The organism is Streptomyces albicerus (assembly GCF_008905045.1).
Classification (GTDB): Bacteria; Actinomycetota; Actinomycetes; order Streptomycetales; family Streptomycetaceae; genus Streptomyces; species Streptomyces albicerus.
Genome location: NZ_VWMY01000059.1, coordinates 36,990 through 62,069, shown reverse-complemented (window position 1 = coordinate 62,069; position 25,080 = coordinate 36,990). Strand labels below are relative to the sequence as shown.

Below are 25,080 nucleotides of genomic sequence, written 5' to 3'. Positions count from 1 at the left end.
TTGACGCCGCGTAAATCTACTTGCGCGTAGATGTGTTTGTGCGCTTGTGAAGGGCATATATCGGTCACCGCACAACAGCACATGCATGAAGGGAGCCCGCCGTGGACAACGACGTCTCTGCGGGAAGCACCACCTGGACCCTCGGCCACCTCGCGCTCGGACTCACCCTGCTGGCCTTCGGCCTCGGTCACACCGAAGTGATCGACGGCGTGACAGCGGCGGACGCCGTCTCGCTCGCCACGTATGTCGGCGGCGTCGCGCTCTTCGTCGCCGGTCTCATGGCCTTCCGCGACCGTGACGCGTTCACCGGTACGGCCTTCGCCGGGCTCGGGGCGTTCTGGTTCACGTGGGGCATCGGTGCGGACACCCAGGTCTCCGACAATGCCGCGGGACTCTTCCTGCTTCTCTTCGCGCTCGTCGCGCTCAGCCTGACGCTCGGGGCGTCCGCCGGGTCTCCGATCGCCAGGGGTGCGTACGCGCTGCTCTTTGTGGCGATGCTGCTGCTGGCCATCGCGCAGTTCGGCGACTCCGAGGCTCTCGCCAAGGTGGGCGGGTGGTTCGCGGCGGTCGGCGGCCTGGCCGCCTGGTATGCCGCGACTGCGGCCCTGGCCCACTGGCCAACTGCCATGCCACGACGTGCTGCCGGCCGGGGCGTGACGGCCACCGGCTAATTGGCAGCCAGCCGGGGTAATGGGCGGCCCCGGCGATTGAACGGACCCCCCCGTGTTTGGTGGCACACGTGGGGGTCCGTCCTCTTGTTCCGCCTCTGCGGGTGCGTGGGGGTTGCTCGCGCAGTTCCCCGCGCCCCTGAAGGGGCGCTACTCCACCGTGACCGACTTCGCCAGGTTCCGCGGCTTGTCGATGTCCCTGCCCAGGGCCAAAGCCGTGTGGTAGGCGAGGAGTTGGAGGGGGATGCCCATCAGGATCGGGTCCAGTTCGTCCTCGTTCTTCGGGACGACGATCGTCTGGTCGGCCTTCTCCTGGCACTCGTGGGCCACGGCGAGGATCTTGCCGCTGCGGGCCTTGATCTCCTCCAGGGCGGCGCGGTTCTTCTCGAGGAGGTCGTCGTTCGGGACGATCGCGACCGTCGGCAGCGCGGGCTCGATCAGCGCGAGCGGGCCGTGCTTCAACTCCGAGGCGGGGTAGGCCTCGGCGTGGATGTACGAGACCTCCTTGAGCTTCAGCGAGGCCTCACGGGCCACCGGATAGCCGCGGACCCGGCCGATGAAGAGCATCGAGCGGGCCTCGGCGTACTGCTCGGCCAGCTTCTTGATCTCGTCCTCCTGGTCGAGGATCTCCGTGATCTGGCCGGGCAGCTTGCGCAGGCCCTCGATGATCCGCTTGCCGTCGGAGACCGACAGGTCACGGGTGCGGCCGAGGTGCAGCGCGAGCAGCGCAAAGGCGACCGTGGTGTTCGTGAAGCACTTCGTCGACACCACGCAGACCTCGGGGCCCGCGTGCACGTACATGCCGCCGTCCGCCTCGCGGGCGATGGCGCTGCCCACCACGTTCACGATGCCCAGCACCCGCGCGCCCTTGCGCTTCAGCTCCTGCACGGCGGCCAGTACGTCGTACGTCTCACCGGACTGGGACACCGCGACGTACAGCGTGTCGGGGTCGACGACCGCGTTGCGGTAGCGGAACTCCGAGGCGGGCTCGGCGTCCGCGGGGATGCGGGCCAGCTCCTCTATCATCTGGGCGCCGATCATGCCCGCGTGGTACGAGGTGCCGCAGCCGAGGATCTTCACGCGGCGGATCTGGCGCGCCTCGCGGGCGTCCAGGTTCAGCCCGCCGAGGTGCACGGTGGAGAACCGGTCGTCGATACGGCCGCGCAGCACGCGGTCCACGGCGTCGGCCTGCTCGTGGATCTCCTTGTGCATGTACGTGTCGTGGCCACCCATGTCGTACGACGCGGCCTCCCACTCGACGGTGGTCGGCTCGGCCGTCGTGCGGGTGCCCTCGGTGGTGTACGTACGGAAGTCGTCGGCCTTCAGCGTCGCCATCTCGCCGTCGTCGAGCGTGACGATCTGACGGGTGTGGGTGACGAGGGCGGCGATGTCCGAGGCGACGAACATCTCCTTCTCGCCGATGCCGAGGACGACGGGGGAGCCGTTGCGGGCCACCACGATGCGGTCGGGGAAGTCGGCGTGCATGACGGCGATGCCGTACGTGCCCTCGATGACCCGGAGGGTCTCGCGGACCTTGTCCTCCAGCTTCTCGGCCTGGGAGCGGGCGATCAGATGGGTGAGGACCTCGGTGTCGGTCTCGGAGAGGAACTCGACGCCGTCGGCCTCCAGCTTCCTCCGCAGGTCGGAGGCGTTGTCGATGATGCCGTTGTGGACGACGGCGACCTTGCCCTCGGCGTCCAGGTGCGGATGCGCGTTCACGTCGGAGGGGGCGCCGTGGGTGGCCCAGCGGGTGTGGGCGATGCCCGTGGTGCCGGCGAAGCGCTTGGGGACGCGGGCCTCCAGGTCGCGGACGCGGCCCTTGGCCTTGACCATCTTGAGGCCGGCCGCCTTGGGGCTGGTGACGACGATGCCCGCCGAGTCGTAGCCGCGGTACTCGAGGCGCTGCAGGCCCTCGAGGAGGAGCGGTGCCACGTCACGCCTGCCGATGTATCCCACGATTCCGCACATACGGTTTCCTCTGTCCCCTCAGTCGTTCAGTTCGGCTCTGTCGTCCGGCGGCGGTCAGCCGTAGACGATGCGGCGCAGCTGTCTGAGCGTGAGCTCGGGCGGCGCGACCGCGCGGTACTTCAGGTCCGCCGCGATCCGTTCGAAGATCGCCGAGTTCACCAGGCCCTGAGCCTGGAGCTCCCGATGGCGGCGACGGACGTAGTCCTCCGTCGTCTCGTCGAAGTAGGCGAGCACGTCCTGGATCACACGCAGCGCCTCGCCCCGACTGAGGGGCGAGGAACGCGTCAGATGATCAACAAGTTCGTCGTGCACCCGTCGATCCTGAGGTAAAGCGCGGGTAATCGCAAGAATCCTGCCCGATATCGGGCAGGTAGCTGTTGAAACGCTCATAAGAGCCTGCTCGGGGCCTGTTCATCCTGTGACCCGCGGGGCGATGGGTGCGGGGAGCACCTTTCGGGGTCGCCGCGCCCCGAAAGGGCCGCGGCGCCCGCTACATCCGCTTGAGGATCGCCTGCTTGGCCAAGGTGAACTCCTCGTCCGTGAGGACGCCGGAGCTGTGCAGTTCGCCCAGCTCGCGCAGGCGGCGGAGGAGGGCGTCGTGGTCGGCCTCCGCGGGCGGTTCCGGGGCGGGGGCGGAGGCGGTGAGCTGGTTCGGGAGCGCGTCCCCGACGGGGGGCGCCGACGGATGCGGGAGGCGTGCCTGTACCGCAGCCGCGACCAGGGCCATCAGGGGGTCCTTCTTGAAGCCCCACAGCTCCACGGAGTTGGGGTCGTACTTCGGCGGGGCCTTCGTGGGCGCGTTGCGGACGGTGAAGCGGAGGTAGCCGTTCTCCAGGCCGACCGCGGGGTGCCATTCCACCGACTGGACGTCGGCCAGGGCGAGGGTGCGGGCGCCGGCGGCCGACTTGGCCTCCTCCGTCTTCCAGTTCCACTCCAGACGGACGTGCTCCCCGTCGAAGCTCGCGGAGCCGTCACCGGCGGAGACCGACAGCGGCACGGCCGGGCCCGGCAGCAGATAGCGGTCGACGGCGGTGGCCGGGACCTCGTCGAGGAGCAGCGCGTTGCGGATCTCGTCCACGAAGTACTCGGCGACGCCGTAGCGGTCCGAGTCGACCGCCAGTTGGTAGGGGTCGGCGGCGTCCGCGAGTCTGCCGCCGGTCGCGTGGAGCAGCGGGTCCGCGCCGTCCCGCAGCCGCAGCCTGAGCCGCCCGGACTTCTTGCCCTGCTCGAAGGAGATCCCCGCCAACGCGCCCAGTGGGACGGTCAGTTCACCCAAGGTCTTGCGCAGCAGGTTCACGTTCTTGTCGCGGCCGGGCACGAGCCGCAGGGCGTCGCCGTCGAAGGTCCACGTGCCGTCCCGTTGGATGATTTCCGCCATGGGGGTGATTGTTTCACCGGCTGTGCGGGAGAGTGGTCTATACCCATTCGAAGGGAGCGCATGTGAGACAGCACAGAACGCCCCGTCTGCTCGGTACGCTGCTGCTCGTGGCGGCTGCCGGTATCTCTGTCGTCGGCGCGGCACCGGCCGCCGCCGACCGAACCGTGACTCCGCTCGGCCAGGTGGTTCCGGCGCCCGCCTCGGTCGACGCGAGCGGCTCCCCGTACCGGATCACCGGCGGTACGCGCATTCGCGTGGACGACTCGCGGGAGGCCCGCCGCATCGGCTCGTACCTCGCCGAGGTGCTGCGGCCGTCGACCGGCTACCGGCTGCCGGTCACGGACGACTCCGGCCGCGACGGCATCCGGCTCCAACTCACCCGCAAGGACGCCGCGTTGGGCGAGGAGGGCTACCGGCTCAAGAGCGGCAAGGGCGCCGTCACCATCACGGCCCGGGGGCCCGCCGGGCTGTTCCACGGCGTGCAGACCCTGCGTCAGCTCCTGCCCGCGGCCGTCGAGAAGGACTCCGCGCAGCCCGGCCCCTGGCTGGTCGCCGGCGGCACCATCACCGACACACCCCGCTACGGCTACCGCGGCGCGATGCTGGACGTCTCCCGGCACTTCTTCACCGTGGACCAGGTCAAGCGCTACATCGACCAGCTGGCGCTCTACAAGGTCAACAAGCTGCACCTCCACCTCAGCGACGACCAGGGCTGGCGCATCGCCATCGACTCCTGGCCGCGGCTCGCCACGTACGGCGGCTCCACGCAGGTCGGCGGCGGGCCGGGTGGCTACTACACCAAGGCCCAGTACAAGGACATCGTCAAGTACGCCACCTCGCGCTATCTGGAGGTCGTGCCCGAGATCGACATGCCAGGGCACACCAACGCCGCGCTCGCCTCGTACGCGGAGCTGAACTGTGACGGCGTCGCGCCCCCGCTCTACACCGGCACCGAGGTCGGCTTCAGCTCCCTGTGTGTCGACAAGCCGGTGACGTACGACTTCGTGGACGACGTGATCCGCGAACTGGCCGCGCTCACACCGGGCGAGTACCTCCACATCGGCGGCGACGAGGCGCACTCCACCAGCCACGAGGACTATGTGGCGTTCATGGACAAGGTCCAGCCGATCGTCGCCAAGTACGGGAAGACCGTGGTGGGTTGGCACCAGCTGACCGGGGCCACTCCGGCGAAGGGCGCGCTTGCCCAGTACTGGGGCCTGGACAGCACGAGCGCCGCCGAGAAGGAGCAGGTCGCGGCGGCCGCGCGGAACGGCACCGGGCTGATCCTGTCGCCGGCCGACCGGGTGTACCTCGACATGAAGTACACCAAGGACACGCCGCTCGGCCTGGACTGGGCGGGGTACGTGGAGGTCCAGCGGTCGTACGACTGGGACCCGGGCAACTACCTTCCGGGCGCGCCCGGTTCGTCCGTTCAGGGTGTCGAGGCGCCGCTGTGGACGGAGACCGTCTCGACCTCGGCGCACATCGACTACATGGCCTTCCCCAGGCTGCCCGGCGTGGCCGAGCTCGGCTGGTCGCCCGCGTCGACGCACGACTGGGACGCCTACAAGGTGCGGCTCGCGGCGCAGGGGCCGCGGTGGGACGCGCTGGGGATCGGCTACTACCGGTCACCGCAAGTGCCCTGGCCCGCCGAGTAATTGAAGCCCGGCAGGTGAATACGGCGGCGGGCGCCCCCTGGGACCGTACGTGGGGACGCCCGCCTGCTTGTGAGGGCCGCTGAGGCCCGACAGGGGCTCTACAGCCCGGCGATGGGGTTCTTCAGGTTCCCGACGAGCTGGAGTGCGCCCGCCGGGTCGGAGAGATCCACCATCTGCTCGTTGTTGCGCAGCTGCAGCCGGTTGAGGCAGGACAGCGCGAACTCCGACGCGAACATGTCGTACTGCTTGAACTTGTCGGCCAGTTCGGGGTTGGCCGCCTGGTAGTCGCGCACGCAGTCGGCGACCGTCCGCCAGAAGTCGGTCTCCTCCAGGACGCCCTCGCCCGCCAGGTTCGCGGCGAGGAAGCGGAAGAAGCAGTCGAAGACGTCCGTGAAGATCGACAGGAGCTTCTTGTCCTCGGGCACGTCCACGCGCAGCCGCTCGACCGTCGGCGGCAGCACCGCGTCCGGATCCATGACGGCGATCTCCTCGGCGATGTCCTTGTAGATCGCCCGCTCGACGACACCGTCCTTGAGGACAAGGATGACGTTCTCGCCGTGCGGCATGAACACCAGGTCGTAGGCGTAGAAGCTGTGCAGCAGCGGCGTGAGGTACGCGCGCAGATAGCGGCGCAGCCACTCCACCGGCGTCAGCCCCGAGCGCTCGATCAGCGCCGCCGCGATCGAGGCGCCCTCGTGGTCGACATGGACGAGGGAGGCCATGGTGGCGAGGGACTCGCCGTCCCGGAGCGAGGAGACCGGGCTCTCGCGCCACAGGGCGGCGAGCATCTTGCGGTACGGGGAGTAGCGGTCGGTGGCCGCCTCGTACTCCAGGTGCCGGTAGCCGACGGCCGCCCGCTCGCGGATGATCGACAGGCCGGTCGACCTCAACACCGGGTCGTTGTCGATCAGTTGGGCCAGCCAGTCGTTGATGGCCGGAGTCGCCTCCATGTAGGCGGCGGACAGGCCGCGCATGAAGCCCATGTTGATGACCGACAGGGCCGTCTTCACGTAGTGCTTCTCGGGGGCGCTCTTGTTGAAGAAGGTCCGGATCGACTGCTGGGCCAGGTACTCGTCGTCGCCCTCGCCGAGGCAGACGAGGTGCCGCTGGGCGACCTCCGCCGCGAAGGTGACGGTCAGCTTGTTCCACCACTGCCAGGGGTGGACCGGGATGAGCAGGTAGTCGGCCGGGTCGAGGTCCTGGTCGCGGAGGGTCCGGTCGAAGCGCTCCACGGTCTCGGAGCCCAACTCGTCGCGCAGGAAGGACTCGTACTCCACGCCCACGCCCGCCGTGAAGGCGGCGCGCGAGCGGTGTGCGGCCAGCCAGATCAGCCGTACGGGGCTCGCGGTCTCCGGCGCGTACGAGAGGTACTCGTGGACCCCGAAGCCGAGCCGCCCGTTGTTGGCGACGAAGCAGGGGTGGCCCTCGGTCATGCCCGTCTCGATCTCCTGGAAGCCGCTTTCCGCGAGCTCGGCGGAGGTGAGCTGGGGCTTGGTGAGCTTGTAGCAGGTGCCGGCGAGGGTGGAGGAGATCTCCTCCAGGTAGACCGGCAGCACCTCGTCGCTCAGGCCGAGCGACTTCTTCAGCTCGATGAAGAAGTCCAGGGCGTGCAGGGGGAGTTCCTGCCCGTCCCGGTGGCGGGTGATCGACTCGGCGTCGACCTGCCAGTGGTCGAGGGAGCGCACGGCGGCGGTGAAGCGGTAGCGGGTGAGGCCGTCGTCGCCGCGTACGACGTACGAGCCGTCTCCCTGTGCCTCGGGTGTGATCAGCCGTTCGTGGGCGAACTCGGCGAGGGCCTTGCGGATGAGGAGGCGGTCGGCCCGCGCCCAGCGGTGGGGGGACAGATGCGCCACGGCGTCGGACAGGGTCATATCGAAACTCCTCGCGTGGCAAGGCTGTGCCTATTGAAGAAGCGCTCGCGCGTGCAGAAGGACAGCAGCGCGCGCTTCTCCGGCTTCTGGATCTCCCGCGCCGGTACGAAGCCGACGGCCTCGTTCAGCGCGTGTACCGCTGTGTTGCTGACATCGGGTTCGACGACGACCCGCCGGGTGCGCGGGTCGGCGAACAGCTCGTCCATCACAGCTGTGATGACGGCCCTGGTGAAGCCGTGCACCGGCCGGTCGGTGGGGGCGACCAGGAAGTGCATGCCGACGTCACCGGGCTCGGGCTCGTACAGCCCGACCAGTTCGATGTACCGGGGGTCGTACTTCTCCATCAGGAACGCGGGTACGCCGTCGTGGAGTCCGAGGTACGCGTGGTGGTGCTCACTGGCCGCGATGGCCATGTACTCGCGTTCGACGTCCTGGAGTTTCGCGTTCTGCATCATCCAGAAGGCGGCCTTGGGGTGGGTTACCCAGGAGTGCAGCAGCTCGGCGTGCTGGAGGGGGTCGAGGGCCCGGAAGCTGAGGGTGCCGAGAGTTCCGGTGGCGCTCATACGGCGAACTCCTGGAACGCGATGGACTTCTCGACCGGGTAGTACTCGGTGCCGAGCAGCTCACGGATGATGTACGCGTTGCGGTACGCGCCCATGCCGAGGTCCGGCGACGTGATCGAGTGCGTGTGGACACCGGCGTTCTGGAGGAAGATGCCGCGCCCGGTCGTGTCGATGGCGTAGTTGCGGGCCACGTCGTGGTTGCCGTGCTCGTCGTAGCGGATGCGGTCGCGGACGGGCTTCAGGAACTCGGGCTCGGCGTACTTGTAGCCGGTCGCCAGGACCAGGCCCTCGGAGTGCAGCTCGTACTCCTTCTCCTGCTCCTCCTGGCGCAGGCCCAGCGTGTACGTGCCGTTCTCGTAACGCGCGCTGTTCAGCGAGGAGTTGGTGAGCAGGCGGGTGGGGACCGGGCCGCCGAGGTTCTTCTGGTAGAGCAGGTCGAAGATCGCGTCGATCAGCTCGCCGTCGATGCCCTTGAACAGGCCCTTCTGCTCCGTCTGGAGGCGGTAGCGGGTCCGCTCGGGCAGCGCGTGGAAGTAGTCGATGTACTCCGGGGAGGTCATCTCCAGCGTGAGCTTCGTGTACTCGAGCGGGAAGAAGCGCGGGGAGCGCGTGACCCAGTTCAGCCGGTAGCCGTGGACGTCGATCTCGCTCAGCAGGTCGTAGTAGATCTCGGCGGCGGACTGCCCGCTGCCGACGAGCGTGATCGACCTTTTGGCCTGCAGTTCCTGCTTGTGCTGCCTGTAGCGGGAGTTGTGGATGAAGTCCCCGCCGAGGTCCGCGCAGACCTCGGGAATGTACGGGGGAGTGCCGGTGCCGAGAACGAGGTGCCGGGCGCGGTACGTCTCGCCGGTCTCCGTCCGTACGACGTACACGTCATCGGCGTACGAGACCTCCGTGACCGTCGTGTTGAAACGGATGCCGGAGAGCTGCGCGGCCGCCCAGCGGCAGTAGTCGTCGTACTCGACGCGCAGCGGGTAGAAGTTCTCGCGTATGTAGAACGAGTACAGACGTCCGGACGCCTTCAGGTAGTTGAGGAAGGAGTACGGGGACGTCGGGTCGGCCAGCGTGACCAGGTCCGACATGAACGGGGTCTGGAGGTGGGCGCCCTCCAGGAACATCCCGGAGTGCCACTCGAAGTCCGGCTTGGACTCCAGGAAGACACCGTCGAGTTCGACGATCGGCTCGGTGAGGCAGGCGAGGCCGAGGTTGAAGGGGCCGAGGCCGATTCCGATGAAGTCGTGGATCTTCACGGCGGATTCAGGAAGCGCGGTCAAGGGACTCTCCCAGGTACTGCTCGGCGTGGCCGGCGATCAGGTCGAGTACGGCGGAGATGTCGTCCGTCGTGGTCTCGGGGTTGAGCAGGGTGAACTTGAGGAAGTGACGGCCGCCGACCTTGGTGCCCGCGACCACCGCGTCACCGGAGGCGAACAGGGCCTTGCGGGCGTACAGGTTGGCGCGGTCGATCACGGAAGGATCGGTGACGGCGGCCGGGATGTAGCGGAAGACGAGGGTGGAGAGGGACGGCTCGACCACGACGTCGTAGCGCGGGTCGGCGGCGATCAGCTTCCAGCCCGCCTCCGCCAGGTCGCAGACGTCGTCGAAGAGCCGGCCGATGCCGTCGGCGCCCATCACGCGCAGCGTCATCCACAGCTTGAGGGCGTCGAAGCGGCGGGTGGTCTGCAGGGACTTGTCCACCTGGTTGGGGATGCGCTCCTGCACCATGCGGCGCGGGTTGAGGTACTCCGCGTGGTAGGTGGCGTGGCGCAGGGTGGCCGCGTCGCGGACGAGGACGGCGGACGAACTCACCGGCTGGAAGAAGGACTTGTGGTAGTCCACGGTCACCGAGTCGGCACGCTCGATGCCGTCGATGCGGTGCCGGTTCTTCAGGGACGTGAGCAGTCCGCAGCCGTACGCGGCGTCCACGTGCATCCAGGCGCCGAACTGCTCGCACAGGTCGGCGATCTCGGGCAGCGGGTCGATGGAGCCGAAGTCGGTGGTGCCCGCGGTGGCGACGACGGCCATGGGGACCAGACCGTCGCGCTTGCAGCGCTCCAGCTCACGGGCGAGCACGACCGTCTGCATGCGCTTGTCGTGGCCGACGGGGATGGAGACCACGGAGTCCTGGCTGAGCCCGAGGAGTTTCGCCGACTTCTTGACGCTGAAGTGGCTCACCTCGGAGGCGAAGATGCGCAGTTTGGCGTGGCTGGCCGATGTTTCCCACCCTGCCCGCCCTGGCTTGGCCTCCTCGCGGGCGAGGAGGAGCGCCTGGAGGTTGGACTGCGTGCCGCCGCTGGTGAACACACCGTCGGCGGCCGGACCGAGGCCGATGCGCTCGGTCGTCCAGTCGATGAGCTTGCGCTCGATGAGGGTGCCGCCCGCCGACTGGTCCCAGGTGTCGAGGGAGGAGTTGACGGCGGAGAGGACGGCCTCGCCGAGCACGGCGGGTATGACCACCGGGCAGTTGAGGTGGGCGAGGTAGCGCGGGTGGTGGAAGTACACCGCGTCGCGGAGGTAGACGTCCTCCAGCTCGTCGAGCACCGCGGTGGTGTCGTACAGCGGCTTGTCGAGGTCGATCCGCTCGATACGGGGGGCGAGGGCGTCCACCGTGACACCGGTGAACGGACGGTCGGTGGTGGCGAGTTTGGCCGCCACCCGCTCGATTCCTTCGGTCACGGAGCGGCGGTACCGCTCCGCAGTCGTGTCATTGAGCAGGTGCGAGCGCATGGGGGAGTCCTCCGGGGACGACAGGAAGAGGGGTGTGGCGCTTGGGTGGGGCGCGAGGGTGGGGCGTAAGTGGGGGGTGGGCTTCAACTTAGGTAAGCCTAACCTAAGTTCCTGTGAGTGTCCGCCCCGCCGTCACGGCTGTGCTGTGACGTGCGCCTCCCTCGTCACTCGCCCTGCTCGCGCAGCTGCTCCTCGCTCAGTCCGCGCCGCCAGTAGCCGACGAAGGTGACGCGCCTGCGGTCGATCTCCCGCTCCCGTACGAGGTGGCGGCGCAGGGTTTTCACGCAGCCGGACTCGCCTGCGATCCAGGCGTACGGGGCCTGGGCGGGCGGGAGTTGGGCGGTACGGATGGCTTCGAGGGCCATGGGGGAGCCGCCCTCGTTGTGTGTTGCCCGGCGTGCCTCGTCGGGTGCCTCGGCGGATGCTTCGCCCGGCACTTCGCCGATCGCTTCGTCGCGTACGAGCCAGGTGATCTCGGCGTCGGCGGCCGTGGTGGGCTCGACGCGGTCGCCCGCGTGCGGGACCTCCAGCCAGACTCGGGCCTTCGTCCCGGCCGGCAGCGTCTCGAGGATGGCCGAGGCGGCGGGGAGGGCGGTCTCGTCGGCCCACATGACGATCAGGTCGGTGTCGGCGGGCGGACGGAAGCGGATCGCTGTGTTGTCGGCGACGGCTGGGCCGAGCAGGACGGCCCGGTCGCCGGGCTGTGTGTCGGCGGCCCAGCGGGAGGCCGGGCCGGCCGGGGTGGCGGCGTCGGGTTCCGTGCCGTGCAGGACGAAGTCGATGTCGATTTCGGTGGTGGTGCCGTGTGCGTCCTGGCGCAGGGCGCGGAGTGTGTACGAGCGCATCACCGCGCGTACGTCTTCGGGGGTGTCGATCCAGGCCTGGCGCCAGCCTTCGCCGTACTCCATCGGCATGACGGGGGCTTCCTGGCCCGGGCGGGGGAGGAAGAGGGAGAGGCTCTGGTCCTGGCCGTTGGAGGCGAAGGCGTTCAGGTCGGGGCCGGTGAAGGTTACGCGGACCAGGGACGGGCTCAGCCGCCTCGTCCGTGTGACCTGGAGGGTGAAGATACGGAACGGGGCGGCTGTCGCCGTGGTCATGCGTGCTCCTGAGTTTCGTCAGGGGGCGGGTGGGTCGCTGTTGTGTCCGGGCTGCGGGTTGTGGGGGCTGGTCGCGCCCACGCGGCGGAGCCGCATGAAAGACACAGCCTCGCGCCCCTTACGGGGCGCTCGCCCCTTCCCGTCAGGCGACCTTCTTGGCCTTCTCTATTGCCTCGGCCAAGTTGTTGAGCATGGGGGTGCACTTGGCGTAGGAGAGGATCGGCTCGGGGGTGCGGGCGATGACCTGGCCGGCCTTGACCGCGGGGAGCTTCTTCCAGGTGCCCTCGGTGATGTCGGCGGGCTGGATGGTCGCGGTGCGGTCGTCCATGATGATGATGTCCGCCGGGTACTTGTCGACGTTCTCCCAGCTCAGGTTCTCGAACCAACCGCCGCTGGCCTTCAGGGTCTTGGCGGGGGGCTCGACGAGGTTCACGCCGAGGGCCTTGAAGTACTCCAGGTCGATGGAGAGGTTCGAGCCGGAGACGTAGAAGATGTCCTGGGCCGCGGAACCGGCGAGGACCTTGATCTCCGGGCGGGCCTTCGCGGCCTTGCGCAGACGCTCGGCGGCCGTCTCGAAGTTCTTCTTCGCCTCGACGATCTCGGCGGACTTCACATCGGCGCCGAGCGACTCGGCGAGCGCGAGCATGCGCTCCAGCGGCTCGGGCAGCTGGCGGTCGTAGGCGGAGATGCCGACGCTCGGGGCGAGCTTGAGGATCTTGTCCTTGGACTCCTCGGGGACGTACCAGAGGGTGCCGGCGTCGTCGAACATCGTGGAGAGCAGGACGTCGGGGGCCAGGCTCGCGTACTTCTCGATGTTGAACTGGCCCCACTCGTTGCCGAGGATCGTCAGCTTGCTGATGTCCATGTCGCCGGCCTGGACATCGGCCTTGCCGTCCTGCGTCTCGGTCGGGCCGAAGACGCCCTTGACCTCGACGCCGTAGTCGTAGAGGGCTGCGGCGACACCGGTGAACGCGACGATGTTGGCCGGGACCTTGTCCAGCTTCACCGTCGTACCGCGGTCGTCCTTGAAGCTCCACGGACCGGACGCGGCGGCGCTCTTCGTCGAGTCCGCCGAGCCACCGCTCTTCGCGTCTTCGTCACCGCAGGCGGCGAGAACGGCGCCGAGGCCGAGGGCGCCGCCGGCGGCGAGGACGCCGCGGCGGGTGAGGTGGGTGGCACGGGCGTTGGACATGGTTTTGGCTGCTTTCGAACAGGGCGGATGACCCACCGGACAGGTGTAAAGGTAGGTTAGCCTAACCTCACTACTTGTCCAGGGGGTAGGTCTGACCTGCGAAAACGCCAAGGGTGGCCCGCGTTCGTGCTTGTGAGCCGCCTGTGTGACTCAGGGATGCGCAGAGATCGGTGGCGTGATCTTTTCAGCCAACGAGTCCCAATTCCCGTGCGATCAGCATCCGCTGCACCTCGCTCGTGCCCTCGCCGATTTCCAGGATCTTGGAGTCGCGCCACATGCGGGCGACCGGGTACTCGTTCATGAAGCCGTAGCCGCCGTGGATCTGGGTGGCGTCGCGGGCGTTGTCGACGGCGATGGTGGAGGAGTAGAGCTTGGCGAGGGCGGCCTCCTTCTTGAAGGGTTCGCCGGTCACCAGGCGGGAGGCGGCGTCGCGCCAGGCCAGGCGGGACGTGTGGGCCTTCATCTCCATGTCGGCGAGCTTGAACTGGATGGCCTGGTTCGCGCCGATCGGACGGCCGAAGGCATGCCGCTCCTTCGCGTACTTCAGCGACTCGTCCACGCAGCCCTGGGCGAGGCCCGTCGCCAGGGCCGCGATGGCGATGCGGCCCTCGTCGAGGATGCGGAGGAACTGGGCGTAGCCGCGGCCCTTCTCGCCCAGGAGGTTGGCCGCGGGGACCCGTACGTCCGAGAAGGACAGCTCGCGGGTGTCCGAGGCGTTCCAGCCGACCTTCGAGTAGGGGGCGGCGACCGTGAAGCCCGGCGTGCCGGACGGCACGATGAACGAGGAGATGAGGGGCTTGCCCTCGGGGGTGCGGCCGGTGACCGCCGTGACGGTGACGAGGCCCGTGATGTCCGTGCCCGAGTTGGTGATGAAGCACTTGGTGCCGTTGATCACCCACTCGTTCGTCGTCTCGTCGAGGCGGGCCGTCGTACGGGTCGCGCCCGCGTCCGAGCCGCCGTCCGGCTCGGTGAGACCGAAGGCGCCGAGGATCTCGCCGGAGCAGAGGCGGGGGAGCCACTCCTCTTTCTGGGAAGCCGTGCCGAAGAGGTGGATCGGCATGGCGCCGAGCGAGACGCCCGCTTCGAGGGTGATGGCGACGGAGGAGTCGACGCGGGCGAGTTCTTCGAGGGCGATGCCCAGCGCCATGTAGTCGCCGCCCATGCCGCCGTACTCCTCCGGGAACGGCAGCCCGAACAGGCCCATACGGCCCATCTCGCGGACGATCTCGTACGGGAACTCGTGGCGCTCGTAGAAGTCGCCGATCTTCGGCGCCACGACGTCGTGGGCGAACTCCTCGACCGTGCGCCGGAGTTCGTCGAGCTCGGGGGAGAGGCGGTGGTCCAGGGACATGGGGATCACTCCTTGTGGGAGAGGGCGCGGACGGTGCGGGACGGGCTGGGTCGGCCCAGTCGTTCGGCCATCCACACGCTCGTGGCGGTGAGCTGGTCGAGGTCGACTCCGGTGTCGATGCCGAGGCCCGTCAGCATCCACACGAGGTCTTCGGTGGCGAGGTTGCCGGTGGCGCTCTTCGCGAACGGGCAGCCGCCGAGACCGCCGGCGGACGCGTCCACGGTCGTGACGCCGTGCTGGAGCGCGGCCAGGGTGTTGGCGAGTGCCTGGCCGTAGGTGTCGTGGAAGTGCACGCCGATCGAGGCCGTGGGGACGCCCCCTTCGCCCAGCGCGGTGAGGAGTGCGCGTACGTGCCCCGGGGTGGCGACGCCGATCGTGTCGCCCAGGCTCAGCTCGTCGCAGCCCATGTCGATCAGCGCCCTGCAGACCCGGACGACCTGAGGGACGGGCACCGGGCCCTCCCAGGGGTCGCCGAAGCACATGGAGACATAGCCGCGGACATGAGCCTTCTGAGCCTTGGCCCGCTCGACCACCGGCTCGAACATCGCCAGCGACTCCTCCACGGTCCGGTTGAGGTTGGCCTTCGCGAAGGACTCCGTGGCGCTGGCGAACACCGCGATACCGGTCGCGCCGAGGGCCAGGGCCCGGTCGAGGCCCCGTTCGTTCGGTACGAGGACCGGGAGGGCGGTACCGCTCAGGTCTGTCAGATCCCGGACGAGGGGGAACAGCTGTTCCGCGTCCGCCAGTTGGGGCACCCACTTCGGGTGGACGAAGCTGGTCGCCTCGATGGTGGTGAGCCCGGCGTCGGCCAGCCGGCGGATGAACTCGGCCTTCGTTTCCGTCGGGACGGTCGCCTTCTCGTTCTGCAGCCCGTCCCGGGCGCCGACCTCGTAGATCCGCACGCGGGAGGGGAGCCCTTCAGCCGGTACGGCCATGGGGAGTCCGAGTTCGGGGGTGGTCATGCCTTCTCCTCCTCCTGCGCGGTGGTCTCCTGCGGGGCGGTGTCCTGCGGCGCGATCACGGCCAGGACCTGGTCCATGGCGACGGTCGTGCCCGGGGTGACGTCCAGCTCGGTGACGGTGCCGGCGTGCGGGGCGGAGATGACGTGCTCCATCTTCATCGCTTCCACCACCAACAGGCTCTGCCCGGCGGCCACTTCGTCCCCGACGGCCACCTTCACGACGGTCACCGTGCCGGGCATGGGCGCGGTGAGGGAGTCGACGCCGGCATGGGCGGCGCCGGTGAGGGAGGCGGCGACGGGGTCGTGGTCCAGGAGATTCCAGGCGTCACCGTCCCGGCCGAGCCAGGTGCCGGAGTGGTGGAAGGTGTGGGTGACGCCGTCCAGGTGGAGGGCGACCGTGGAGGACTTTTCTCCCCCAAGCCCACCCCTTCCCGAAACCGGGGGCAGTCCCCCAGACCCCCACGAGACGTCCGCGTCGTGCAGCGGGCCGCGCACGCGGACGGCCACGGGTTCGTGCCCCGGTACCCGCAAGTGGTGCACGGTCCATGCGGGCTCCCCACCGAGCCGCCACCCACTCGGAACAGAGAAAGGATCGGTCCACCCATCCAGCCCGTCCGGCGTTTGAGGACGAGGTCGTTCAGACCGATCAGCGGGGGCCTGGGGGCGCAGTCCCCAGTTTCGGGAAGGGGCGGGGCTGGGGAAGAGAGCCGCTTGTCGCAGCAACCCACCCGCCACGTACACCGACCCCGGCACCTCCCCTGAAACCAGCCCCTCGACCTCCCGCTCCACCAACCCCGTGTCCAACTCCCCGGCCACAACAGCAGGGTGGGCCAACAGCCTCCGCAGGAACCCCGCGTTCGTCTGCACCCCCAGCGTCACCGTCTCCGCCAACGCCCCGCGAAGGCGACGCAGCGCCGTCGCACGGTCGGGCCCGTACGCGATGACCTTGGACAGCATCGGGTCGTACAGCGACCCGACCTCCGTACCCTCCGTCAGGCCGGAGTCCGTGCGGACACCGTCGCCCTGGGGCTCACGCAGCCGGAGCACCGTCCCCCCGGAGGGAAGGAAGCCCCGAGAGGGATCCTCGGCACAGATGCGGGCCTCGACCGCATGCCCGGTGAGGGTGATGTCGTCCTGAGCGAAAGCCAGTCGCTCACCGGCAGCCACCCGCAGCTGCCACTCCACCAGATCGATCCCCGTGATCATCTCGGTCACCGGATGCTCGACCTGGAGACGCGTGTTCATCTCCATGAAGTAGTACGAGGACGGGTCGCTCCCCGGCACGATGAACTCGACCGTGCCCGCGCCGGAGTACCCGCAGGAGCGGGCCGCCTGGACCGCGGCCTCACCCATCGCGGCCCGGGTCCGCTCGTCGAGAAGCACGCTCGGCGCCTCCTCGATGATCTTCTGGTGCCGGCGCTGGAGGGAGCACTCGCGCTCGCCGAGATGGACGACGTTCCCGTGGCCGTCCGCAAGGACCTGGATCTCGATGTGCCGGGGGCGGTCGATCCACCGCTCGACGAGCAGCGTGTCGTCGCCGAAGGAGGCCCGGGCCTCCCGCCGTGCGGCGGCGATCTCGTCCCCCAGAACCGCGGCGTCCCGCACCAGCCGCATGCCCTTGCCGCCACCGCCCGCCGACGGCTTCAGCAGCACCGGCATCCCGATCTCCCGTGCGGAGTCGGCCAGTTGGACATCGGTCAGCCCGCTGCCCGACGAACCCGGCACCACCGGGACCCCGGCCGCCTTCACCGTCTCCTTGGCGCGGATCTTGTCGCCCATGAGCGAGATCGCCGAAGCGGGAGGCCCGATGAAGAGCAGCCCGGCATCGGCGCACGCGCGCGCGAAGTCGGCGTTCTCCGCGAGGAATCCGTACCCCGGGTGCACCGCCTGCGCCCCGGTCCGCGCGGCGGCCTCCAGCAGCCGCTCCGCCGACAGATAGCTCTCGGCGGCCGGCGCCGGACCGATCCGTACGGCCGTGTCCGCCTCGCGTACGTGCCGGGCGTCGGCGTCGGCGTCGGAGAAGACGGCCACCGAGCGCACGCCCAGGGAACGCAGCGTACGGATGACCCGGACGGCGATCTCGCCCCGGTTGGCCACAAGTACCGTGTCGAACATCGTCAGGGGTCCCCTCACATCCGGAAGACGCCGAACTGGGGGTCACCCAGCGGGGCGTTCGCACAAGCCGTCAGAGCCAGCCCCAGCACCTGGCGGGTCTCCATCGGGTCGATCACGCCGTCGTCCCAGAGCCGGGCCGTCGCGTAGTAGGCGTTCCCCTGGCGCTCGTACTGGGCGCGGATCGGGTCCTTGAAGGCCTCTTCGTCCTCGGCCGGCCAGGACTCGCCGCGCCCCTCCAACTGGTCGCGCTTGACGGTCGCGAGGACCGACGCGGCCTGCTCGCCGCCCATGACGGAGATCTTGGCGTTCGGCCACATCCACAGGAAGCGCGGCGAGTACGCCCGGCCGCACATCGAGTAGTTGCCCGCGCCGTACGACCCGCCGACCACCACCGTCAGCTTCGGTACGCGGGTGCAGGCCACCGCCGTCACCATCTTGGCGCCGTGCTTGGCGATGCCCCCGGCCTCGTACTGACGGCCCACCATGAAGCCCGAGATGTTCTGCAGGAACACCAGCGGGATGCCGCGCTGGTCGCACAGCTCGATGAAGTGGGCGCCCTTCTGGGCGGATTCGGAGAACAGGATGCCGTTGTTGGCGACGATCCCGACCGGATGCCCGTGGATCCGGGCGAAGCCGGTGACGAGGGTCTGCCCGAACTCCGACTTGAACTCCGCGAAACGCGAACCGTCGACCACGCGCGCGATGACCTCGCGTACGTCATAGGGGGTGCGGGAATCCACCGGCACCGCGCCGTACAGCCCGGCCGGGTCCACCTTCGGCTCGATGCCCTGCGTGACCGTCCAGGGCAGCGGTCCGCGCGCGGGGAGCGTGGAGACGATCGTGCGGACGATCCGCAGCGCGTGCGCGTCGTCCTCCGCGAGGTGGTCCGTGACGCCGGAGACCCGGGAGTGGACCTCGCCGCCGCCCAGCTCCTCCGCCGTGACGACCTCGCCGGTCGCGGCCTTCACGAGGGGCGGGCCGCCGAGGAAGATCGTGCCTTGGTTGCGCACGATGACGGCCTCGTCGCTCATCGCCGGTACATACGCCCCGCCCGCCGTGCACGAGCCGAGGACGGCCGCGATCTGCGGGATCCCCGCGCCCGACATCCGCGCCTGGTTGTAGAAGATGCGTCCGAAGTGCTCACGGTCGGGGAAGACCTCGTCCTGCATGGGCAGGAAGGCCCCTCCGGAGTCGACGAGATAGACACAGGGGAGGCGGTTCTCGAGCGCCACCTCCTGGGCGCGCAGGTGCTTCTTCACCGTCATCGGGTAGTACGTGCCGCCCTTGACCGTGGCGTCATTGGCGACGATCACGCACTCGCGGCCGCTGACCCGCCCGATCCCGGCGATGACGCCGGCCGCCGGGGCCTGGTCCTCGTACATCCCGTCGGCCGCCAGCGGGGCCAGCTCCAGGAAGGGGGAGCCGGGGTCGAGGAGCGTGTCCACGCGGTCGCGCGGGAGCAGCTTGCCGCGGGCGGTGTGCCGGTCGCGGGCCCGCTCACCGCCGCCGAGGCGGGCCGCGGCCAGCTTCCGCCGCAGCTCGTCGACGAGTGCGCGGTGCGCCGCCTCGTTGGCCCGCCAGGCCTCCGACGCGGGGTCCGCCGCCGTCGTCAGCTCCGGTGCCTCGTGCATCGCGGAGTCCCCTCACTTCGGTCATCGAACCTTGTTAATGAGCGTTAACCCATTTCCTTCAGGTTAACGACCGCTAACCTCCCTGTCTAGAATTGCCTTCATGGCCACGAGAACCGACGCCCCCACCCGCCGCGAGCAGATCCTCAAGGAGGCCGCCCGGCTCTTCGCCGAGCGCGGCTTCCACGGGGTCGGGGTCGATGAGATAGGGGCGGCGGTCGGCATCAGCGGGCCCGGCCTGTACCGGCACTTCGCCGGCAAGGACGCGATGCTCGCCGAGCTGCTGGTGGGGATCAGCGGGCAGCTGCTGACCGGCGCCAAGCGGCGCCTGAAGGAGGCCGAGGCGCACGACAACCCCGGGAACCCCGAGGCGGTCCTCGACTCGCTCATCGAGGGGCACATCGACTTCGCGCTCGACGACCGCCCCCTGATCACCCTGCACGACCGGGAGCTGGACCGCCTCCGGGACAGCGACCGCAAGCTCGTACGGCAGCTGCAGAGGCAGTACGTCGAGCAGTGGGTGGAGGTCGTGCGCGAGGTCTATCCGGACCTGGCCGAACCGACCGCCCGCTCGGCCGTGCACTCGGTCTTCGGGCTGCTCAACTCCACACCGCACCTCGGACGCCCCGGCGCGCTGCCCGGCCGCGCGGTCACGGCGGCGCTGCTGCACCGGATGGCGCGGGGGGCCTTCGCGGCCGCGTCTGCCTCGGAGTGACCTGCCTCGGAGTGACGTGGATCTCTGGACAGGCGCGCCAACCGGCCGGTAGCTTTTAGGCTGAGCGAGCGCTTAGTCACGGGACCGCAACCATCAATTGAGGAACCCCGACGGCGAGCAACCACATACGCGAGAGCGGCGCCGGAGTAGGCGCAGAGAGGGGCCGGCGGTGCGCCGTACTGTGTTCAACGAGGACCATGAGGCGTTCCGGGAGACCCTCCGGGCCTTCATCGAGGCCGAGGTCGTTCCCGTCTACGACGAGTGGTTCGCGGCCGGCCAGGCGCCGCGCGACTTCTACTACAAGCTCGCCGAGCTGGGCGTCTTCGGCATACGCGTGGACGAGGAGTTCGGCGGCGCCGGCATCGACTCGTACAAGTTCGAGGCCGTGATGTACGAGGAGACCGCCCGCGCGGGTGTCTCCTTCGGCGGCTCCGGTGTGCACGTGCTGCTCGGCCTGCCCTACATCAAGGCGCTCGCCACCGACGAGCAGAAGAAGCGCTTCCTGCCGAAGTTCGTCTCCGGTGAGGAGATGTGGGCCCTCGCGATGACCGAGCCGGGCACCGGCTCCGACCTCGCGGGCATGAAGACCACCGCGAAGCTCTCCGAGGACGGCACGCACTACGTCCTGAACGGCGCCAAGACCTTCATCACGGGCGGTGTGCACGCCGACCGCGTGATCGTCTGTGCCCGTACGTCCGCCCCGACGGCCGAGGACCGCCGTCACGGCATCTCCCTCTTCGCCGTGGACACCAAGTCCGAGGGCTACTCGGTGGGCCGCAAGCTGGACAAGCTCGGCCTGAAGACCTCCGACACCGCCGAGCTGGCGTTCGTCGACGTGAAGGTGCCGATCGAGGACCTGCTCGGCGAGGAGAACAAGGGCTTCTACTACCTCGGCGGCAACCTGCCCTCCGAGCGCTGGGGCATCGCCTTCGGCGCGTACGCGCAGGCCGCGGCGGCCGTCCGGTTCGCCAAGGAGTACGTGCAGGAGCGCACCGTCTTCGGCAAGCCGGTCGCCCACTTCCAGAACACCAAGTTCGAACTGGCCGCCTGCCAGGCCGAGGTGGACGCCGCGCAGGCCGTCGCCGACCGCGCCCTGGAGGCCCTGGACGCGGGCGAGCTGTCCGCGGCCGAGGCCGCGTCCGCGAAGCTGTTCTGCACCGAGGTGGCCCACCGCGTCATCGACCGCTGCCTCCAGCTGCACGGCGGCTACGGCTTCATGAACGAGTACCCGATCGCCCGCCTGTACGCGGACAACCGCGTCAACCGCATCTACGGCGGCACCAGCGAGATCATGAAGTCGATCATCGCTAAGGACATGGGCCTGTAAGGGCCGCGAAATCACCGCACGGTACAACCGACGCATGAGCAAGGCACTTGAGGCCCTGCTCGATCTGCTCGACCTCGAGCGGATCGAGCAGGACATCTTCCGCGGCCAGTCCCGGTTCGCCGTCGTCCCGCGCGTCTTCGGCGGGCAGGTCGCGGCACAGGCACTGGTCGCCGCGGGGCGTACGGTCCCCGATGACCGGTTCGCCCACTCCCTGCACGCGTACTTCCTGCGCGCGGGGGACCCCGGCGCGCCGATCATCTACACCGTCGACCGGATCCGCGACGGCCGGTCCTTCACGACCCGCCGGGTGGTCGCCGTCCAGCACGGGCAGCCGATCTTCCATCTCTCCGCGTCCTTCCAGACGTACGAGGAGGGCATGGACCACCAGGCCGACATGCCCGCCGCGCCCGATCCCGAGACACTGCCGACGGCCGCCGAGATGCTGCCGCGGTACCTGGACGTGTACCGCGAACAGGGTGTCGTGGAGCGGATGTTGGAGGCACGCGAGGCCGTCGACCTCCGTTACGTCGACGCGCCGCCGTTCGCCAGCGTCGGCGAGGCACGCGAGCCGCGCTCCCAGGTGTGGTTCCGCGCCAACGGCAAGCTTGCGGACGACCCGCTCCTGCACGTCTGCCTCGCCACGTACGTCTCCGACATGACGCTCCTCGACTCCGTGCTGCTCGCCCACGGACGCGGCGGCTGGGTCACCGGGGACGTCGTCGGCGCCTCCCTGGACCACGCGATGTGGTTCCACCGGCCGTTCCGCGCCGACGAATGGCTGCTGTACGACCAGGAGTCGCCGTCGGCGTCCGGCGGGCGGGGGCTGGGCCAGGCCCGTATCTACACGCAGGACGGGCGGCTGGCGATCACGGTGATCCAGGAGGGTGTCGTACGGATTCCCCGCTGACGTCCTACGGCCGGGGCCTCACTCGGTGTTCGTGAGGCCCGCCGCGTCCAGCAGGTACGCCGTCATCGGGTCGTAGTACCGGGGGCTCGTGACGTGGTCGTCCATGGGGATGGTCACCTGGACCGTGCCCTCGGACTCGGCGAGGAACAGGGCCGGGTCGTTGGAGTCCGCGTAGCCCATGGAGTCGATGCCCAGCCGGCCCGCGCAGCCCGCCCAGCCGTGGTCGGCGACGACCAGGTCGGGCAGGGGGCGGCCCTCGCTCTCCAGGCCCTTCAGGATCGCCCGCATCGGCTCGCCGGAGTGGGTGTGCCACAGCGTCGCGCCGTGCTCCAGGACCGCGACGTCCGCGAACTGGAACACATACCCCTCGTCCGTGGTCAGCCCGTCCGGGATCACCACGATCTCGCAGCCCGCGGCACGCAGGGCCGCCGCCGTCGCGCGGTGTACGTCCAGCAGGCCGCCCGGGTGGCCCGTCGCGAACAGCACCCGCTGCTTGCCCGCCGCCGCCTTGCGCAGCCGGCCGGCCATCCGCTCCAGCGCGTCGACCGTCAGCTCGGGGTCGATGGTGTCCTGGCCGAACCGGTACTCCGGGTCGTCGTTCACACCGCACCGCTCGGCCATCACGGCCAGCACGTCCTGCTCGTCGGTCCAGCGGTCGCCGAGCTCCAGGCCGAGCCAGTAGTTGCGGTCGCCGTTCGCCAGCTTGCGGTAGTGGGAGAGGTTGTTCTCGCGGGGAGTGGCTACGTCGCCCGCGATACGCGTCCGTACGAGGTGGTCAACGAGGTCGGCGCGGCTGGGGGTCCCGGGTATCGGCATGCCCCCCATTCTGCCGGTGCGCTCCGCTGGGTGGAGCGGGTGTATCGAACCGTGGGATATGGGTCACTCGGGGTTTGGGGCGGGGTGGAGTGGGGTGGGGCGGGTGGCGTTGTGTGTCGGGTGCGGGTGGGTGGGGGCTGGTCGCGCAGTTCCCCGCGCCCCTGAAAGACGGGCTGCGCCCTGTCTTTCAGCTCAGCCCCGCACCTCTCAGGCCCGTCCCGCACCATCCAGCCCGTCCGGCGTTTGAGGACGAGGCCGTTCAGGCCGATGCGGGGGTCTGGGGGCGGAGCCCCCGGGGATGGGACGGGTAGGGGCGGCGGGGGCGAAAAACCACGCGCGGCACGGTTCACGCGTGTCGCAGGGCGAACCACAGCTCCATGCGTACGTCGGGGTCGTCCAGGTTCGTGTCCAGGAGGGCTGCGCAGCGGGTGATGCGCTGGCGGACCGTGTTGCGGTGGACGGAGAGGGCGACTGCGGTGCGGTCCCAACTGCCGTGCAGGGAGAGCCAGGTGCGGAGGGTTTCGGTGAGGGCGGGGTTCGCGGTGATGGGGGAGAGGACGCTGCGGGCGTGGGCGGCGGCCTCGGCCGGGGGGACGAGGTCGGCGAGGCCGGGGCGTTCGCCGTGGCGGATGAGGGGCGTGTGGGTGGCTCGTGCGCGGGACAGGGCGCGGGCCGCCTGTGTATCGGCGTCCGGCCAGGCGTCCGGGTCCACGGGTGCGCTGACGCCGCACGTCCAGCCCGGCTGGGCGGCGGGCTCGCCGTGGCCGGCGGGCACGAGGACCCGTACGACGTCGCCGTTCACGTCGACCAGCGCGGAGCCGAGCGCCGCCCCGAGCGCGGACGCGGCGACGGCGTCCGGTGCGGGGCCGTCCGGCCGGGCGTGCACCACGACCCACCGCTGACTGCCGCCCAGCAACGGCGCCACCTCCTCCGGAGCGGCGCCCAGCAGCAGCCGCACCAGGGCCGAGGAGCGCGCCGCGCCCGTGCTGCTCTGGTGCTCTCCGGTGAGGAGGGAGAGGAGAACGGCGCCGACGGAGGCGATGGTGTGGTCGCCGGGGTCGCGGCGCGGGGCCGCCACGCCCAGCACGAAGCCCTGGCCGGTGCCGAGGGCGTACGCGGCGAGGTGGCTGTCGGCGAGGGTGTCCGTGGCGGAGGAGGGGGTGGGGCCCGGTTTGCCCTCGCCGGCCGGACGTACCACCGTCGCCAGCTCGGCCAGCGCGCCGCTCACCCCTGCTGCTGTCCCTGCCCTCACCCCTTCTCCCGTCGGCTCTCCCGTCGCCCCTTCTCCCGTCGGCATCCGCCCCGCCGAAGCCACCACCCCGCCGTCCGGTGCGTACAGCGCCGCCCAGCCCCCCACCCGCTGCGCGAGCTGCCGCAGCACCGACGGGACCGGGTCCGGGCGGGCCGCCGCCGCGGCCAGGCTCTGCTGGGCCTCCGTGACGCGGCGCAGTTCGGTGTGGCGGGCCTGGGCCATGAGCTGCCAGACCGCCCGGGCCACTCCGGAGAAGGTCGTGCGGGGCGGGACCTCCAGGAGAGGCAGGCCGTAGCGGTCGCAGGCCACGACCAGGGCGCGCGGGACCGTGTCGTGCACCGGGGCCACACCGAAGCCGAGGGCGGCGCCGCCCGCCTCGACGATCCGGGAGACGTACGCGTCGAAGTACGTGCCCGAGCCCGCCGCGTCAGGGATGTGCACCCCCGCCGTCAGCAGCAGCTCGCCGCCGAGCAGATACGGGTACGGGTCCGCCATCTCCGACGTGTGCGCCCAGTGGATCACCGTGGCCGAATCCTCCGGTCCCGCGATCTGCCGCAGCCCGAGGTCCTCCCGGGCCAGCAGTGCGGCGAGAGGTACCGGAGGTGTGGGAGGGGTGGAAGGGACGGTGGCGGGGGCGGCAGGCTCCGGCATGGTGGACGTTTCCTCCATCCGATCTGGCTGCAGTGGATGAAACGTACACTTCAGCGTTGCTTTCCGGCCACCTAGGGTCGTGCCCACCGGAGGCCGCGGGTACGGGCGGATGTCCCCGCGAAGCCGCAGCGCGCAGACGCCATGCGAAGACGCGATGCAAGGTCGCAGCGCGCACGTGAGCGATCAGCCACCGGTCAGTCCCCACACCACCCGCACGACACGCCACCGAACCAGCGGA

The 25,080-nt window shown here is 69.8% G+C and carries 20 protein-coding genes; 5 read left to right on the top strand and 15 right to left on the bottom strand.

The genetic code is table 11. The features are described from left to right. The first annotated feature begins 101 nt into the window (after positions 1 to 101). Entirely contained in the window at positions 102 to 671 is a 570-nt protein-coding gene (locus GAS53_RS40735) for an acetate uptake transporter (protein ID WP_151482800.1), read from the top strand. A gap of 147 nt (positions 672 to 818) precedes the next feature. Here the strand turns inward: GAS53_RS40735 and glmS are convergent, their stop codons facing one another. The 3 genes from glmS to GAS53_RS40720 all read right to left on the bottom strand — a co-directional run bounded on the left by glmS (position 819) and on the right by GAS53_RS40720 (position 4,014). Then, a complete protein-coding gene (gene glmS / locus GAS53_RS40730) occupies positions 819 to 2,636 on the bottom strand; it encodes a glutamine--fructose-6-phosphate transaminase (isomerizing) (RefSeq protein ID WP_151482799.1) in 1,818 nt (605 codons plus the stop codon). A gap of 54 nt (positions 2,637 to 2,690) precedes the next feature. Continuing rightward, a complete protein-coding gene (locus GAS53_RS40725) occupies positions 2,691 to 2,948 on the bottom strand; it encodes a hypothetical protein (RefSeq protein ID WP_151482798.1) in 258 nt (85 codons plus the stop codon). 178 nt (positions 2,949 to 3,126) lie between these two features. Next, complete coding sequence (locus GAS53_RS40720) at positions 3,127 to 4,014, bottom strand: DUF4429 domain-containing protein (RefSeq protein WP_151482797.1); 888 nt, start codon at positions 4,012 to 4,014, stop codon at positions 3,127 to 3,129. Between the two features lie 62 nt (positions 4,015 to 4,076). Here GAS53_RS40720 and GAS53_RS40715 point away from each other — a divergent pair, with 62 nt between their 5' ends. Then, positions 4,077 to 5,672, top strand: a complete 1,596-nt coding sequence (locus tag GAS53_RS40715) for a beta-N-acetylhexosaminidase (RefSeq protein WP_151482796.1) — start codon at positions 4,077 to 4,079, stop codon at positions 5,670 to 5,672. A 98-nt stretch (positions 5,673 to 5,770) separates the two neighbouring features. Here GAS53_RS40715 and GAS53_RS40710 read toward each other — a convergent pair whose 3' ends face one another. The 10 genes from GAS53_RS40710 to GAS53_RS40665 all read right to left on the bottom strand — a co-directional run bounded on the left by GAS53_RS40710 (position 5,771) and on the right by GAS53_RS40665 (position 19,177). Then, positions 5,771 to 7,543, bottom strand: a complete 1,773-nt coding sequence (locus GAS53_RS40710; protein WP_151482795.1) for an IucA/IucC family protein — start codon at positions 7,541 to 7,543, stop codon at positions 5,771 to 5,773. Further along, on the bottom strand, positions 7,540 to 8,106 hold the full coding sequence (locus GAS53_RS40705) for a GNAT family N-acetyltransferase (RefSeq protein ID WP_151482794.1): 567 nt from the start codon (positions 8,104 to 8,106) through the stop codon (positions 7,540 to 7,542). Before GAS53_RS40705 ends, GAS53_RS40710 begins: the two co-directional genes overlap by 4 nt. Next, positions 8,103 to 9,380, bottom strand: coding sequence for a lysine N(6)-hydroxylase/L-ornithine N(5)-oxygenase family protein (locus tag GAS53_RS40700; protein ID WP_192583492.1), 1,278 nt, complete (start codon positions 9,378 to 9,380; stop codon positions 8,103 to 8,105). The genes GAS53_RS40705 and GAS53_RS40700 overlap by 4 nt, the downstream gene beginning before the upstream one ends. Beyond that, positions 9,364 to 10,830 carry a lysine decarboxylase DesA gene (gene desA, locus GAS53_RS40695; RefSeq protein WP_151482793.1) on the bottom strand — a complete coding sequence of 489 codons (1,467 nt, stop codon included), beginning with the start codon at positions 10,828 to 10,830 and terminating at the stop codon, positions 9,364 to 9,366. The genes GAS53_RS40700 and desA overlap by 17 nt, the downstream gene beginning before the upstream one ends. Positions 10,831 to 10,994: 164 nt before the next feature. Next, on the bottom strand, positions 10,995 to 11,927 hold the full coding sequence (locus GAS53_RS40690) for a siderophore-interacting protein (protein ID WP_151482792.1): 933 nt from the start codon (positions 11,925 to 11,927) through the stop codon (positions 10,995 to 10,997). 142 nt (positions 11,928 to 12,069) lie between these two features. Further along, on the bottom strand, positions 12,070 to 13,119 hold the full coding sequence (locus GAS53_RS40685; RefSeq protein WP_151482791.1) for an ABC transporter substrate-binding protein: 1,050 nt from the start codon (positions 13,117 to 13,119) through the stop codon (positions 12,070 to 12,072). A gap of 184 nt (positions 13,120 to 13,303) precedes the next feature. Further along, complete coding sequence (locus GAS53_RS40680; protein ID WP_151482813.1) at positions 13,304 to 14,464, bottom strand: acyl-CoA dehydrogenase family protein; 1,161 nt, start codon at positions 14,462 to 14,464, stop codon at positions 13,304 to 13,306. An 11-nt stretch (positions 14,465 to 14,475) separates the two neighbouring features. After that, a complete protein-coding gene (locus GAS53_RS40675; RefSeq protein WP_151482790.1) occupies positions 14,476 to 15,432 on the bottom strand; it encodes a hydroxymethylglutaryl-CoA lyase in 957 nt (318 codons plus the stop codon). Then, positions 15,429 to 17,546: an acetyl/propionyl/methylcrotonyl-CoA carboxylase subunit alpha gene (locus GAS53_RS40670; RefSeq protein ID WP_151482789.1), complete on the bottom strand. Its 2,118-nt coding sequence runs from the start codon at positions 17,544 to 17,546 to the stop codon at positions 15,429 to 15,431. The genes GAS53_RS40675 and GAS53_RS40670 overlap by 4 nt, the downstream gene beginning before the upstream one ends. A gap of 14 nt (positions 17,547 to 17,560) precedes the next feature. Beyond that, positions 17,561 to 19,177 (bottom strand): carboxyl transferase domain-containing protein, encoded by a 1,617-nt coding sequence (locus tag GAS53_RS40665; RefSeq protein ID WP_151482788.1) that lies wholly within the window; start codon positions 19,175 to 19,177, stop codon positions 17,561 to 17,563. 100 nt (positions 19,178 to 19,277) lie between these two features. Between GAS53_RS40665 and GAS53_RS40660 the strand changes: the two genes are divergently transcribed. The 3 genes from GAS53_RS40660 (at position 19,278) to tesB (ending at position 22,123) form a co-directional block, all read left to right on the top strand. After that, a complete protein-coding gene (locus GAS53_RS40660) occupies positions 19,278 to 19,889 on the top strand; it encodes an SACE_7040 family transcriptional regulator (protein ID WP_151482787.1) in 612 nt (203 codons plus the stop codon). Positions 19,890 to 20,058: 169 nt separating this feature from the next. Further along, positions 20,059 to 21,216 carry an acyl-CoA dehydrogenase family protein gene (locus tag GAS53_RS40655; protein WP_151482786.1) on the top strand — a complete coding sequence of 386 codons (1,158 nt, stop codon included), beginning with the start codon at positions 20,059 to 20,061 and terminating at the stop codon, positions 21,214 to 21,216. Positions 21,217 to 21,250: 34 nt separating this feature from the next. Further along, complete coding sequence (tesB, locus tag GAS53_RS40650) at positions 21,251 to 22,123, top strand: acyl-CoA thioesterase II (protein WP_151482785.1); 873 nt, start codon at positions 21,251 to 21,253, stop codon at positions 22,121 to 22,123. Positions 22,124 to 22,141: 18 nt separating this feature from the next. Here the strand turns inward: tesB and GAS53_RS40645 are convergent, their stop codons facing one another. Next, a complete protein-coding gene (locus tag GAS53_RS40645) occupies positions 22,142 to 22,939 on the bottom strand; it encodes a phosphatase (RefSeq protein WP_151482784.1) in 798 nt (265 codons plus the stop codon). Between the two features lie 346 nt (positions 22,940 to 23,285). After that, on the bottom strand, positions 23,286 to 24,860 hold the full coding sequence (locus tag GAS53_RS40635; RefSeq protein ID WP_151482783.1) for a PucR family transcriptional regulator: 1,575 nt from the start codon (positions 24,858 to 24,860) through the stop codon (positions 23,286 to 23,288). Positions 24,861 to 25,080: the final 220 nt, after the last annotated feature.

Excerpts from the sequence above, each read along its gene's own strand:
- GAS53_RS40660 (WP_151482787.1), top strand. The coding sequence starts at position 19,278 with ATGGCCACGAGAACCGACGCCCCCACCCGCCGCGAGCAGATCCTCAAG.
- glmS (WP_151482799.1), bottom strand. The coding sequence starts at position 2,636 with ATGTGCGGAATCGTGGGATACATCGGCAGGCGTGACGTGGCACCGCTC.
- GAS53_RS40635 (WP_151482783.1), bottom strand. The coding sequence starts at position 24,860 with ATGGAGGAAACGTCCACCATGCCGGAGCCTGCCGCCCCCGCCACCGTC.
- GAS53_RS40720 (WP_151482797.1), bottom strand. The coding sequence starts at position 4,014 with ATGGCGGAAATCATCCAACGGGACGGCACGTGGACCTTCGACGGCGAC.
- desA (WP_151482793.1), bottom strand. The coding sequence starts at position 10,830 with ATGCGCTCGCACCTGCTCAATGACACGACTGCGGAGCGGTACCGCCGC.
- GAS53_RS40690 (WP_151482792.1), bottom strand. The coding sequence starts at position 11,927 with ATGACCACGGCGACAGCCGCCCCGTTCCGTATCTTCACCCTCCAGGTC.
- GAS53_RS40675 (WP_151482790.1), bottom strand. The coding sequence starts at position 15,432 with ATGACCACCCCCGAACTCGGACTCCCCATGGCCGTACCGGCTGAAGGG.
- GAS53_RS40685 (WP_151482791.1), bottom strand. The coding sequence starts at position 13,119 with ATGTCCAACGCCCGTGCCACCCACCTCACCCGCCGCGGCGTCCTCGCC.
- GAS53_RS40665 (WP_151482788.1), bottom strand. The coding sequence starts at position 19,177 with ATGCACGAGGCACCGGAGCTGACGACGGCGGCGGACCCCGCGTCGGAG.
- GAS53_RS40670 (WP_151482789.1), bottom strand. The coding sequence starts at position 17,546 with ATGTTCGACACGGTACTTGTGGCCAACCGGGGCGAGATCGCCGTCCGG.
- GAS53_RS40705 (WP_151482794.1), bottom strand. The coding sequence starts at position 8,106 with ATGAGCGCCACCGGAACTCTCGGCACCCTCAGCTTCCGGGCCCTCGAC.
- GAS53_RS40710 (WP_151482795.1), bottom strand. The coding sequence starts at position 7,543 with ATGACCCTGTCCGACGCCGTGGCGCATCTGTCCCCCCACCGCTGGGCG.
- GAS53_RS40645 (WP_151482784.1), bottom strand. The coding sequence starts at position 22,939 with ATGCCGATACCCGGGACCCCCAGCCGCGCCGACCTCGTTGACCACCTC.
- tesB (WP_151482785.1), top strand. The coding sequence starts at position 21,251 with ATGAGCAAGGCACTTGAGGCCCTGCTCGATCTGCTCGACCTCGAGCGG.